The organism is Aminobacterium mobile DSM 12262, assembly GCF_000526395.1.
Classification (GTDB): Bacteria; Synergistota; Synergistia; order Synergistales; family Aminobacteriaceae; genus Aminobacterium; species Aminobacterium mobile.
Genome location: NZ_JAFZ01000001.1, coordinates 353601 through 367594 on the forward strand (window position 1 = coordinate 353601; position 13994 = coordinate 367594).

The window sequence follows — 13994 nt, forward strand, 5'->3', positions numbered from 1 at the left end:
CCCTCCTATCCTAGGAGGTCTGCGTTGATACGACCACCTATGCAGCCAATGTAACCGATGTGGCCAATATAGACAATAATTAAATGGTGCCAGATTTTGACGAAGAGTGTTTCCCCTATACAGTTCACTCAGATGACGTAACCTCACAAGTTTCAGTACGCCCACCTCTAGATGTGATCATTGCAGGCTCCAGTGCTCTCATGCCACTAAACATGCTGAAGAAAGGTGCATTTCCCCTCTCTTGCATATTTCAAGACTTGGCACCATGCTCTCCAACGCATTCAGCGGAGGCAAGAATGTGAGAGCGCATTAATTCAACAGCTCTTTCTTCATTATGCTCCTTCAGTGCATTTACAATTTCTCTATGTTCATCAAGGCTGGGGTTCCCTCCGAAGTCAAAAAATGATTCAAAAAGCACTAAATAGACGAGAGAGCGAGAGAGTACGCTTACGATAAGATCATAAAGAACTACATTCCCGCTGGCTTCCGCAATAATTTTATGGAAAGCATTGTTTATCTCCAGGTACTTATCCAAATCCTTCTCTGCAAAAATACTTTCTTCTTTTTGCATCTCTTCTTCCAACATGCAAAGCTGAAGAGGCGTTATGTGATGTACCGCTTTTTTCACAGCCAAACATTCTAAATATGCTCGCATCTCGAAGGTATTTTCAATCTCTTCTTTAGATGGGTCGACTAAACTGGCACCTTCGTTGGGTATCATGTTAATAAGCCCTTCATTTGCAAGACGTCTAAATGCCTCTCGCACAGGGGTTCGACTCACATGTAACTGCTCTGCGATAGCTATTTCTGGAAGATGTTGCCCCGGTTTGAATTCTTTATTCATGATTTTACGGCGTAGTTCTTTGTATACATAATCTACAGATGATTGTGTTTGAGAATGATGCCTCAATAAAAAAACCTCCCTGTCCACATAGATTTTCTGTCGAAGGAACCCTATTCAGAACTCCCCACGAGAAAATTCTCCATAACTGCTTAGATTCAGACATAGATAAATATATTTATATTAAAGAAGATGTTATTTAAGAAGTTGTGAGAGAACGGAAAAATCAATTAAAAAGCTGGCTTTATTTTATCAAATTTTTCATAAAGACCTCCAACTCATCATACATTTATTTCCCTAGTGTCTTCATTGTCGCCTTGTTTTCCAGAATTCTATGTATCCATTGAATGCTAAAAGATGCAATATCGATTGTCAAGGACCTTAGAAATTTATGCGGCGAGAAGGAAAAGATGTCGAATCTGGTTGTTCCCATTCTAAAAGTATCTCTTGTATCGAGTTGTTTATGAAATTTTAGAAATTGAAAAAACTTGACAGGACGGGGAAAATGGATTATGAATACTATGTATTCCATGAATACTAAAAGAATTATATAGTAAGAAAGAGGAGGAAGCTCATGGACAAGAAAAAGGTCGTATACCCTTATATTCCAAACTCCGTTCCTCATATTCAGGAAGAAATGTTGAAGGAAATAGGTGCGGAAAGCATTGATGAATTTTTTGAGTGTATCCCTTATGAATTAAGGCTTCACAAACCACTTGATCTTCCCGCCCCCCTCCTTTCTGAAATTGAGCTTAAGCGACATGTGCAACAGGTTCTTTCAAAGAATGCCACTACTACAGAAAATATTAGTTTTCTTGGCGGAGGGTGCTGGAACCACTACGTTCCCGCCATATGCGATGAAATAAACCAACGTTCGGAATTTCTTACGGCCTACGCAGGAGAGCCTTACGAAGATCACGGAAGATTTCAAGCTCTTTTTGAATATGAAAGCATGATGGCCGAGCTTGTGGATATGGATGTTGTAAACGTTCCAACATATGATGGAGCTCAGGCCGCAGCCACAGCCATCAGAATGGCTTCCAGAATTGCGAACCGCAGCGAAGTGCTTGTGGCTGAAAATATTCATCCAGAAACAAAAGCAGTTATAAAAAATTACTGCAACCCAGATCTCTCAATAGTCTGCGTCCCCTGCGATCCTAAAACAGGATGCCTTGATGTACAGAAACTCAAAAGCCTTACATCGTCTAAAACTGCTGTTCTCTATTTTGAAAACCCATCTTTTATCGGCACTATAGATTCCAATGGTTCCCACATAGCGAAAATCCTTCATGAGGCTGGAGCTCTTATGGTTGTAGGTGTGGATCCTTCCTCTATGGGACTCCTGACGCCTCCGTCCCGTTACGGGGCAGATATTGTTTGCGGAGACCTACAACCTCTTGGTATGCATCAATGTTATGGTGGAGCCCGGGGTGGGTTCATGGCTACTCGGGACGACGAAACCTTCGTTAGAGAGTATCCATCCCGGCTTTTTGGAATAGCTCCCACAACCCATGGTGAGTGGGGATTTGGAGATGTAGCTTGGGAACGAACATCCTTTGCAGAGCGAGAAAAAGCTAAAGAATTTGTTGGAACAGCAGCGGCTCTCTGGGGAATTACTGCAGGGGTCTACGTAGCTCTTATGGGGCCAAAAGGCATGAAGGAGCTTGGAGAGAACGTTTATATACGCTGTCAGTACCTTATGGAAAAAATGGCGGTGCTTCCAGGCGTAAAAATACCCCTTCAATCCACCCCTCATTTTAAAGAGTTTATTGTGAACTTTGATGGAACAGGAAAGTCTGTGAAGGAGATTAATAAAGCTCTATTAGATAGGAATATTTTTGGTGGCCTCAATGTCTCGAAACTTTTCCCAAGCTATGGCGAGAGCGCTCTTTACAGCGTAACAGAAGTTACAACGCAACAAGACATGGATACTCTCATCACAGCTCTAGGCGAAATTCTTGTATAAATTGAAAGAAAGGAATGAACGCTCATGGGAATGAATATGCAAACCAAACTGAGAGACTTCCATCAGGCGCGGTGGGACGAACCCATTATTTACGAGCTCTCAACACCAGGCGAACGGGGAGTGCTCTTGCCCGAGATAGAAGAAGGAATACAGAACACCGTTAAAGATCCTATAAAAAAGCTTCCTGCCCATATGGTCCGATCAGATGAGGCAAACCTTCCTGAAATGGGACAAATGAGGGTTTTAAAACACTATCTTCGCCTTTCTCAGGAAAACCTCGGTGCTGATCTGAACATTGATATTGGGCAGGGGACGTGCACGATGAAGTACAACCCCAAAATAAACGAGGTCCTGGCACAAAATCCCAAAATAAGCCAGCTCCACCCATATCAAGATGAATCTACAGTTCAGGGGGCTCTTGAAATTATCTATAACATGGATATTGCTTTGAGGGCTATTTCTGGAATGGACGCTTTTTCTCTTCAGACAGGTGGAGGTTCTCAAGCTCTTTATTCCATTATTTCCATTATCAGAGCCTGGCTTGAGCATACGGGGCAGACAGAAACAAAAGATGAAATTATCACGACCATATATTCCCATCCTTCTAACGCTGCGGTAGCTAAACTTAAAGGTTTTAAAATCATCACAATATACCCTGGCGACGACGGACGTCCAGATTTCGAAGCCCTTAAAAATGCTGTTTCAGAACGAACAGCTGCTCTTATGATTACAAACCCTGAAGATATTGGAATTTATAATTCGCGGATCAAGGATTTTACAGATCTGGTACATAGCGTTGGAGGTCTTTGCAGCTACGATCAGGCAAATCTCAACGGCATTATGGGCATAACTCGCGCTCGGGAGGCCGGCTTCGATATTTGCTTCTTCAACCTTCATAAAACCTTTTCGGCTCCCCATGGCTGCGGCGGCCCGGGAAGTGGTGCTGTCGGCGTTACAGAAAGGTTGAAACAGTATCTTCCTGCCCCCCTTGTAGAAAAAAACATGAAGACGGGTGCTTTTTCTTTAAACTATAACCTTCCCCATTCTGTAGGGAAAATTAAAAACTTTTATGGGACCCTCCCCGCCATTCTCAAAGCCTATGCGTGGGTTCGGGCTTTAGGAGCCGATGGTATTAAGGAAGCGGCCAGGGTGGCAGTCTTAAATAATAACTATATTTTTAGAAAAATCCTGGCTATACGAGGTGCTTCTGCACCATATGCTGAAGGGGAACACAGGGTAGAGCAAGTCCGTTACAGTTGGCAGAAACTGAAAGAAGAAACGGGTGTAACCACAACTGATGTACAGAACAGGATGTTCGATTTTGGTGTCCACTATTGGACAAGCCATGAACCCTGGATAGTTCCAGAACCTTTCACTATCGAGCCAACGGAATCTTACTCAAAACAAGAGCTGGACGAGTTTATAGCTATCACTGAACAGATTGTGAAAGAAGCTTACGAAAACCCGGAGATAGTTAAAACAGCCCCTCATAAGAGTACGATCCATACAGTAGACCACTCTTATTTTGATGACCCTGAGAAGTGGGCTATTACGTGGAGGAGTTATCAAAAGAAATATCAGGGCTATTTTGAAAAAAGACGGATAGAGGAGTAACAAGGCATGAAAAAGCTGGGGCTCATCATTAATCCAATTGCTGGAATGGGTGGCAAAGTTGGGCTCAAGGGAACTGATGGCCCCGCTATATTGGCACGGGCTCTGGAGATGGGAGCCACCTCTCATGCTCCGGAGCGCGCTGCTGAGGCCCTGGAAAAACTTTTAGACATAAAAGAGGAAATACAAATTCTTACCTTTCCGGGAGATATGGGAGAAAGAGTAGCAAAACAAAAGGGGTTCTTCCCAACAATCTTATTGAAAGGAGTGATATCTGGAAAAAACACTACTTGTGAAGACACAATCCTTGCAGCAAAAGAGTTGTTAAAACAAAAAGTGGATCTTCTACTTTTTGCCGGAGGAGATGGTACGGCCCGTGACATATGTGAGAGTGTGGGCTCTCAACTTGCAGTACTCGGTATCCCCTCCGGAGTGAAAATTCACTCAGCTGTTTTTGGCTGTTCTCCGCAACAGGCTGGTGAAGTGGCTCAATTATACTTGAAAGGGCAGAGTACACAAAAGAAACTCGCAGAGGTAATGGATATTGATGAAGACCTCTTCAGAAGCGGAGTTGTAACTGCTAAGCTTTATGGGTATCTCAATATCCCTTTCGAAAGAAGAAGAGTGCAACGGCTTAAAGCAGGAAGTCCTGCTTCTGAAGAAGCTGTACACCAAGCAATAGCTGATCATATTATTCACAACGAAATGGATGCCGATACGCTGTACATCATTGGGCCGGGAACAACCACAAGGGCTGTTATGTCTGCTCTGAACCTTGATTACTCTCTTTTAGGTGTGGATTGTGTTTGCAACAAACGTCTTGTAGGAAAAGATCTTTCAGAAGAAGCACTATTAAAGCTTTGCGCTCAGCATAAAAAGGTGAAACTTCTTATAACCCCTATTGGTGGACAGGGTTTTCTTTTGGGGCGAGGAAACCAGCAAATAAGTCCTCGTGTTCTTCACTTTGTATCTCGTGATGATCTCTTTGTTCTCTGTACACCAGCTAAACTTTGTTCTTTGGAAGGTTCTCCTTTACTTATCGATACCGGCGATACACCCATTAATCAGAAATTTTCCGGTTATATCCATCTCATTACAGGATATAAGGAATATGTAGTGTATAAAGTACGATGAGACGCTGCAGCGTAATCGTTGACAGAAGGTTTTTTTGTGATATTGTAATTGATGTACACAATGGATTCAATGAATTCATTTCGTTGCTGAGCGAGTCGTACGTAACTTTAACTTCTTTTCTGCGCGTTTAACGCAAAAATATTCAGAAGGGAGTTTTCAATATGGCTAAACGCAAATCATTACAAATTGGTGCAGGGATGGTTGGTCGTTGTATTGTCAACGATATGATAAAAGATTTTGATGTTACTGTCCTTGATATGAGCGAAGAGAATTTGGCTGAAACGAAGCGCCTCTTCCCTGATGTAAAAACCGTCAAGGGGTCTGCCACAGACGAGAAGCTTTTTCAGGAAATTACCAAAGATGTAGATATCGTTACCGCTGCTATGCCTGGAACAGTAGGGTATAAGGTGACTGAGATCGCTATGAAATATGGGAAAAAGCTTGCCAGTGTCTCCAGCATGCATGGTCGTTCCGACGAACCTTTTGATAAGATCGGGAAAGAAACAGGCGGGCTCGGTATTTCAATGATTGGCTTTGAGCCTGGGATGAGCAACTTTTTTGCTGGACGTGGTTACCACCTTCTCGACAAATGTGAGGAGATGTATGTTTACGTTGGCGGCATTCCTTATAATCCGCGCCCTCCTTTTAACTACACTACCACCTGGTCTTTCACAGATAACCTCAATCAGTTTGCACAGCCTACCACTGTCGTCCGTAACGGACAGGAAATTGTAATTAAGGCATTGAGTGAGCTTAAAGAATTTCAAATCGAAGATTATCCGGTTATGGAAGCCTTTACCAGTAATGGCCTTGGAAGCCTTTTCCGCAGCTTCCACAATGTGCCCAACATGGCCGCCTATACTGTTCGTTGGCCTGGGTTGACTCAGCAGATGCGTTTCCTGGTAGATCTCGATCTCTTCGATTGGGAACCTAGAGAGATTGCCGGACATAAACTTGTACCGCGTGAAATTCTCTTCAGCCTCTTCGCTGATAAATATAAGAAACTTCCTGGTGACCTTGATATGTCTGTTATGCGCATTATCACCAAGGGATATAAAAATGGCGATGCCGTAAATTACACGTGGGAAATAGCACAAGTTGAGGATCCTGACAGCGGCTATTCATCTATGGCTTGGTGTACGGCCAGTACCTGCGGCATTTTTGCCCGTGCTATGTGTGAAGGCAGAATTAAGGGATGTGGAATGGTCTCTGCTGAAAAACTTGCAGCTGATGACGATTTCTACAACTGGGTTATGGCCGAGCAGGATAAACGTGGCGTTCATTACAAGCTCAAGATCGACATTAAAAAGGACGCCAAGAAAAAGTGGAGTCGTGGCTAGGTGTACAGAGGAGTTATTTATAGATAAGAGAAAAGTTAGGAGTTTTTCCTAACTTTTCTCTAGCACCTATTGTTTCCAGTTTTAAGAAAAGAACTTTGATAGGAATCGTTACGATTCGTAACAGTCATATCTCGTATTTTAGATAGCTTAGGGTCTAAACAGCGTCAAACCACCTTTATATATCCCTTTTATGCGCTGGCAGTTTTTTTACTCCGGCACTGTAAGGTGTCACATTACAAGGAGGTGCCTGTAGCCCATGGACGTTGCACTAGTAACGAAATGGTTAGAGTTCTTCGCTTGGAAAGTTCTTTGGAACCGTTTTTTCCCTATTATTTTTATTGTTATGGGTTTGTACCTGACAATAGGAATGCGTTTCTTTCAATTTAGACGGGCTGGAGATATCGTATATAACACTATAGGAACCCTTTTTAGAAAGAAGAAAAAAGAGGAGAAAGAGAAAGGATTTATTAGCGCTTTTGGAGCCTTTGCCACAGCCCTGGGGGGGACTGTAGGTACAGGTAACATTGCTGGAGTTTCCAGCGCCATAGCCATTGGTGGCCCAGGTGCGTTATTCTGGATGTGGATTGCGGCCTTGGTGGGAATGGTCACTAAAATGGCCGAGATTATTTTGACTCAACATTATAAACAGCGTTTCCCAGATGGGACATGCTACGGAAGTGCCGCCTTTTACATTGAAAAAGGGCTTGTTCAAGAACGAGGTTGGAAATGGTGTAAGGTACTAGCTATTGTATTCACCGTTTTCATGATTGGTGCTTTCTATTTTGCTCCTGGCCCATACACCATAATGGAATCTTTTCAACGCTCTTTCAATCTAAGCAAATATACCGCTATTGGGATGAGCATTGCTTATACCCTCCTTTGTTATTACATTGTTCTTGGCGGTATCCCTCGCGTGGTTAAATTCGCAGAAAACGTCGTTCCTGCTATGGTTGTCCTTTATGTTACGGCAGGGCTTTTTGTTATTTTCCAAGACTTTGGAGCTCTTAAAGATGCGTTTGCCAGCATCTTTTATTATGCATTTACGCCCTGTGCCGCTGTCGGCGGATTTGCTGGTGTAGGGGTTATGAAAGCTGTTCAGGTTGGCGTTGCCCGTAGCGTCTATAGCAATGAAGCCGGTTGGGGAAGTTCCGCCATTATCCACGCTACAGTGGAAGTGGACCACCCTGCTCGTCAGGGTATGTGGGGAGCTTTTGAAGTCTTTGTAGACACCATTATAGTCTGTTCCATCTCAGGCCTGATGGTGATAGTTACCGGTGCCTGGAAGAGTGGTCATGGCGGGGCTGGCGCTGTAGGCGACGCTTTGACAGCAGTATTTGGGTCATACGGTGCATATGCGCTGTCATTTTTCATGCTTATTTTTGCTTTGACCACCACAACAGGTTGGTTCTCATACTTGGAATCCCTGATCGTCTATTGCACTAGAAATAAGACACGTGAACAGCGCATGAAGTATATTCAGTTCGTTCGTTTCACTGGTCCTGGTGTTCCCCTGCTCTTTACTCTCTATGCTTTCTATAACAACATGGTTCCCTCAGTGGTCTGGATGGTTTTAGACATTCAATCTGCCGTTCCCGTATATGTGAACGTTGTGGCGTTGGTCTTGTTGTCTCCGCTCATATTCCGTCTTACGAAGGAGTTTGAAACCGATTATCTTGATCCTGAAAAAGCTGCTCGGAAAGCCGCCAAAAGAGACGCTCAGCTTGCAGAGTAGCCTATGAGGAGGACGTGTAGATGTCTGATTTCTTTGACGCTGTTAAGGTTAAAATTCAAGTCAATAGCTTCTTTGGAGGGAAAGTTCAGAGTCGTACTCTAATTTTCCCCAACGGAAGTCGTAAAACGTTGGGAGTGTATCTCCCAGGCGATTATGAGTTCCATTCTGACGGGCCAGAGAAAGTGTTAATGACTGCAGGTTCTGTGGAAGTCTTTTTCCCTGGAGACGCTGACTGGCGAAAAGTAGGCGTAGGCGAGGTCTATATGGTCCCTGCAAACACTGTCTTCAAGATCAGATGTGCAGAACTGTCGGAGTATATTTGCGACTTTCTTTAATATATGTCGATGTTCTGCCGCTGCAAAGCGGCAGAACATCATACTTTTTCCTTAAGGAAGCGGAGGTTTAGAGGATGAAGAATCTCGATGAATTAGTACTCTCTCGATCGCAAGAACTGATACAGACTGTTCAGGAGAGTGTCCGCATTCCCAGCATTTGTTCCGCACCTCAGCCCGACTGTCCCTATGGCAGGGAGATAGGGCGTACCCTGGACCATGCTCTGCATGTAGCCCAATCCTTAGGGTTTCATACTGTTAATCTCGATGGCAAAGTGGCATGGGCTGAATATGGTGATGGCGAGGAAATTGTTGGAGCCATGGGGCACCTTGATGTGGTTCCTCCAGGAGAAAATTGGGATTTCGATCCTTTCTGTGGAGATATAGTTGATAACCACATACGGGGCAGAGGAACACAAGATGATAAAGGACCTCTTTTCAGCTCCCTCTTTGCATTAAAAGCGCTGGCAGACTCTGGCGTTCCTTTGAAAAATAAGATTCGGATTATTTTCGGTCTAGACGAAGAATCCGGCAAAATGAAAGATGTAACAGCCTATCTAGAATCTGAAGGCCCTTGGCTGATGGGGTACACTCCCGACGGAGAATACCCGGTAATCAATGCAGAGAAAGGGGCTCTCAAGTTTATTGGCAAAACCAATTTCACTGGAAATCTCCCAGGTAAAATCACGCCTCTTTCTTACAACGGGGGTGAAAGCACGGGATCTGTGCCAGCAAAAGCGGAAGCCCTCCTTTCAGGGGGAAAAAGGGAATTGGAAGAAGCGAAGGGTATTCTGACAAAGATGGCAGCAGAACTTCACTGGCCAATTTCTACCAGTTGGCACGACTCCCATCTGAAGATTTCCGTTATGGGTAAAGCTGCGCATGCAACCTTGCCTGGATTGGGTGTGAATGCCATTGGAAGGCTCTGTTCTCTAATGGCAAAATTGGATATGGCAGAAACATACCGTCGTTTCTTTCGCTTTATTGGAGAAAACATTGCCCTTTCCCCTGATCTATCAGGTCTAGGTTTAGCGGCTTCTCATCCTCATACGGGGGATATTACCTGTAATTTGGCTCAACTTAAAGGAGACAACAACAATGCTTCTTTCTTTGTAGGGATCTATATACCAGCTGAGACAATTTCTTTCGAAGATGCTTGCTCTAAAATTAAATCTATTTGCCTCAAAGAAGCTATTGTTCTTGATATACAAACTCAGATGGCACCACTGCTTGTATCTCCTCAATCTCGTCTCATTCAGGCCTTATCCAGGGGCTATAAGAGCGCGACAAATGAGGAGCCTCGATTACTATCTATGTGTGGCAGCACATATTCGAAAAAAATGCCGAATATGGTTCCATTTGGGGGGGCTTTCAATGATGAACCGGACTTCGCTCACGGGGCGAATGAAAGAGTTCTCATAGATCGCCTGCTCCGCAGTACGTGCATCATGGCTCATGCTCTTAGAGAGCTGGCGAACGATTAGCTATGACATATAGCCCAGTAGTGTTCCAACTTCTATTTATGACGTTTTCAGCAGCGGCGATGGATAGCGGCTACTACTTCCTTCCGGCCTATTTTCCCAGTGTTGGTTTCGATACTGGCCCATGGCTGGGATGGATAATGGGGGCCGGGTATGGAGTATCAGCTCTTTCTCGACCATTCGCTCCTTTGATAGTAGAACGAATTGGTCTTGATCGCTCTCTGAAAGTTGGATTTCTATTACTACTGGTTGCTTCCGTAGCTTTGGCTGTTGGTCCATTAACAGTGGGACTTGCTATCTTCTACAAAGTACTTCTTGGCTTCGGCTTTACGCTTCAGGGAGTTTCCATGATAGCTTATCAAATGGTTCTCGTTCCAAAACAGACGCGAGGACGGGATATCGCCCTGATCTCTTTGGGGTACGTTCTTCCATCTCTCATACTTGCGCCTTGCCTTGAATGGATTCTCCTTAAAGGCTATCCGCACGTCTACTCTTTAACTCTTGTAGTAGTTGTGTTAGGCGGATTATTGCTCAGTCTTCGCTTCAGAGGAGAGCTAGAACACCCCAGCCTTTGTAAAGAAGAGAAAGGGGCTGCTAGCTACAAAGAAATATTCACCATGCGCCCAATCCTTGCATTCATGGCTGTCATGTTCGTTTTCTCCTTAGTGGATGCCATGCAGATTACCTTCGTGTCTCTTGCTTATGAACGACATCTTGTGGCTACGGCGTTTTTCCTTCCTGTTGCCGTTACGTCTCTGGCAATCCGTACTTTAGGAGGCTCCCTTTTGAATCGTTTCCCTCGTCGTCTTTTGGCAGGAGCTACTACCTTTGTTACAGCCATTGGTATTTTAGGTACGAGTTTCGCCTCATCCTCATGGCAACTTGTATTCTTAGGAATTTTTTTCGGCATTGGAATGGGAATCGGATTCCCTGCCATGACGTGCCTGGTAGGGGATTTAGGTGATGATCGAACGCGTACAAAGCTTGCAGCAATCTATGGGCTGCTTTATTCAGGTACTTTCTTTATAGTACCTGCAATTATTAGCTCTATTGCAGCATATCTGAACTATACAATAGCCTATCGTCTTGTATCTATTGCCTTTTTAAGCCTGAACGTTGCTGCTTTTCGCTGGAGTTATGGTATACAGCAAGCCGCGACTTCACAAAATATAGAAACCATATCGGAGGTATGACATTATGAAAATTGGATTTATTGGTGCGGGTCTCATTTGTGAAATTCTAACTCAAAATATTTTGGGCAGCGGGCTTGTTAAAGCGGAGGATATCCACATTACCGATGTTTTTAAAGCTCGTGAAAAAGAAATGCACGATCGCTATGGCCTTACAGTTGCTTCTGATAAGGCTGACGTTATTAAGGCTGCAGATTTTGTGTTTATTTGTGTTCGCTCTGATAATGCAATAGATCTTGCAGAGGAACTTCGTAAAATGAACCCTGATTTCAGTGGCAAAGCCCTTGTTTCCATCTCATCGGGCATACCCATGAAACTTTATGAGGATATCTTCCCAGACCTTGCCATTGCCAGGGCTCTTCCCAACCCTCCCAGCCGCATTGGTCATGGAGTAGTTGCTGTAGCCTTTAACAAAAAATTTAACGATACTCAGAGAGAAAATCTCATGAAACTTTTTGATTCCATGGGGAAAGCTTATATGCTCGACGAAGAGAAAATCAACGTTGCTACAGCTACTACAGGCCCTGCACCTGTCTATGCTTTCTTCGAAGCCATGGTAGAATCTGCTCTACTTCTTGGCATTGACCATAAAACGGCATCTCATATGGCCTTTGGGACAGTAGAAGGTTGTTTAAAAGTTTGGGAACGACAAATTGATAATATAGCAGGCCTATTGAAAGAGACGAGCACTCCAGGTGGTATCTCTGTCCGTCAGCTTTATGCACTTGAAAAACGGGCTTTCAAGGCTATTGTCAAAGAAAACTATGAGGAAGGCTGGACTCGCACAAAGGCTTACAGCGATTCTATTCGAGAAATGTTAAAAAAGTAAGTTTTTTAAAAGAAAGTCTCGAAGGTAGTGTCTGTGAATATTATTGGAGTTTTTTATAGCCTTCTTGTCGCTTTTGTGTGGGGAAGTGCCCCTATTATCTATCGCTATTGCATTGCGAGCAGTTCTGCATTGAAGATGCAGGCTGTGCGTAGCATTGGATTTTTAGGATGTGGTCTGGTTATAGCGGCATTTTCTCCAGACATAATGCGAGTTGCTTTCCATTCGGCCTTCCTGGTTTCCATTGGTGGGCTATCGGCTCTTTTAGTTGGCGACTCGCTTTTTTTCCACGGCATTAAACTTATAGGGCCTGGTACCGCTACCGCTATTACAGGTACCTATCCCTTCTTTGCAAGTGTTGCGGCGATTCTTTTCCTTGGCGAAAAAGCTACCACGGCAACGGTTGTGGGAACAATCTGTATTTTTGTTGGATTAGTGGTCTTCCGCATGAAAAAAGAGGAACCAAAGCAGAAATCTCTTAAGGGAGTTCTTCTGGCACTCTTCGCAGCTTTTTTTTGGAGTGTTAACTTTGTTTTAACTAGATGGGGAATGACTGCAGGTAATATTTCGCCCAAGGCCCTTGTTTTCTGGCAATCTATTTCTTTCTTCATATCTATATGGCTGTGCTGGGGCATCTCTTGGTTTAGAAACGGTCGACAAGAGCCTTTTTTTAAAATGCCGCTTAAAAACATGCTCATGATGATAACAGTGGGAGTTCTATCAATGGGGTTGGGAGGCTTCCTGACGTCAGAAGCGATGAGATATGCTCCTGCATCGGTAGTAACTCCTATTACTGCATCTAGCCCCCTCTTTGCGGCATTTTGGGGGAGAGTACTCTATAGGGAACCTATTTTAATTCCCCAATGGATTGGCATTGTCCTTATACTTGCTGGTGGAGTGGCCATCAACTTCGGTTGATAAGGCATTCATAGAACAGTAACAAAGCCCCTCTTGTAGTGAAAACGAAGCAGCGTTTCAACTACGGGAGGGGCTTTCTCCCGTCCTCTTACCCACACTATCAATAGTATGCAACAAGCAACCATTGGCCGGCATGTAGTACATAGAGCAAAACCTAGCACCACCCTACCTCCAAAAACCTTCCAGCGACGTTATTTACGCGCTCAGGAAGGGCCATCATGTACCAAGAACCTCTCCTGGCTTTACTGCACGTTGCACAGCCTGATGCCACGTATTTTACAAGGCCAGCTGTTCGACGAAAGGCCCTACTTGGGGAACTTCTCCCCCCACGTATTTGTATCTTTTACCCCTTGACCCCACTTATAAGGGTGAAGGCTGGTAAAAGAAAGGAGGTGTGGCTCGTGTCTCTGTATATTCCTGTTGAAAGTCGGCTACAGCTTCGCATTAATCTTGGTCCCGATGAAAATGGCGACATGGTTCTTAAAAGCATGAACTTCTCTGATGTATTACCTGAAGCCGAAGCTGGCAAAGTAGATCTTGTAGCGAAATCTCTTGCTTCCTTGCTTGAGTATCCTCTCGAGGAAACGCTGAAGATCGATAGTAACGCCGTTGAAGAGCAGTAG

At 44.1% G+C, this 13994-nt stretch carries 12 protein-coding genes; 11 read left to right on the plus strand and 1 reads right to left on the minus strand.

The window, feature by feature from the left end:
• Window positions 1-250 precede the first annotated feature (250 nt).
• Window positions 251-910: a GntR family transcriptional regulator gene (locus K360_RS0101675; RefSeq protein ID WP_024821455.1), complete on the minus strand. Its 660-nt coding sequence runs from the start codon at window positions 908-910 to the stop codon at window positions 251-253.
• A gap of 505 nt (window positions 911-1415) precedes the next feature.
• On the opposite strand from K360_RS0101675, the gene gcvPA reads away from it, so the two are divergent.
• From gcvPA to K360_RS11395, 11 genes are all read left to right on the plus strand, one after another.
• Window positions 1416-2807, plus strand: coding sequence for an aminomethyl-transferring glycine dehydrogenase subunit GcvPA (gene gcvPA, locus K360_RS0101680; RefSeq protein ID WP_024821456.1), 1392 nt, complete (start codon window positions 1416-1418; stop codon window positions 2805-2807).
• A 24-nt stretch (window positions 2808-2831) separates the two neighbouring features.
• A complete protein-coding gene (gene gcvPB / locus K360_RS0101685) occupies window positions 2832-4421 on the plus strand; it encodes an aminomethyl-transferring glycine dehydrogenase subunit GcvPB (protein WP_024821457.1) in 1590 nt (529 codons plus the stop codon).
• Window positions 4422-4427: 6 nt separating this feature from the next.
• A complete protein-coding gene (locus K360_RS0101690; RefSeq protein ID WP_024821458.1) occupies window positions 4428-5552 on the plus strand; it encodes an ATP-NAD kinase family protein in 1125 nt (374 codons plus the stop codon).
• Between the two features lie 161 nt (window positions 5553-5713).
• Window positions 5714-6892 (plus strand): saccharopine dehydrogenase family protein, encoded by a 1179-nt coding sequence (locus K360_RS0101695; RefSeq protein ID WP_024821459.1) that lies wholly within the window; start codon window positions 5714-5716, stop codon window positions 6890-6892.
• A 256-nt stretch (window positions 6893-7148) separates the two neighbouring features.
• The gene (locus K360_RS0101700) at window positions 7149-8624 is read left to right on the plus strand and encodes an alanine/glycine:cation symporter family protein (RefSeq protein ID WP_024821460.1); all 1476 of its coding nucleotides are present in this window, start codon (window positions 7149-7151) and stop codon (window positions 8622-8624) included.
• Window positions 8625-8644: 20 nt separating this feature from the next.
• Entirely contained in the window at window positions 8645-8959 is a 315-nt protein-coding gene (ppnP, locus tag K360_RS0101705) for a pyrimidine/purine nucleoside phosphorylase (RefSeq protein WP_024821461.1), read from the plus strand.
• A gap of 74 nt (window positions 8960-9033) precedes the next feature.
• Window positions 9034-10440 carry a Sapep family Mn(2+)-dependent dipeptidase gene (locus K360_RS0101710; protein WP_024821462.1) on the plus strand — a complete coding sequence of 469 codons (1407 nt, stop codon included), beginning with the start codon at window positions 9034-9036 and terminating at the stop codon, window positions 10438-10440.
• Window positions 10441-10442: 2 nt separating this feature from the next.
• On the plus strand, window positions 10443-11630 hold the full coding sequence (locus tag K360_RS0101715) for an MFS transporter (protein WP_024821463.1): 1188 nt from the start codon (window positions 10443-10445) through the stop codon (window positions 11628-11630).
• A 4-nt stretch (window positions 11631-11634) separates the two neighbouring features.
• Window positions 11635-12456, plus strand: a complete 822-nt coding sequence (locus K360_RS0101720) for a pyrroline-5-carboxylate reductase family protein (protein ID WP_024821464.1) — start codon at window positions 11635-11637, stop codon at window positions 12454-12456.
• A gap of 33 nt (window positions 12457-12489) precedes the next feature.
• Window positions 12490-13371 (plus strand): DMT family transporter, encoded by an 882-nt coding sequence (locus tag K360_RS0101725; RefSeq protein WP_024821465.1) that lies wholly within the window; start codon window positions 12490-12492, stop codon window positions 13369-13371.
• Between the two features lie 401 nt (window positions 13372-13772).
• Entirely contained in the window at window positions 13773-13994 is a 222-nt protein-coding gene (locus K360_RS11395; RefSeq protein ID WP_169728656.1) for a DUF1659 domain-containing protein, read from the plus strand.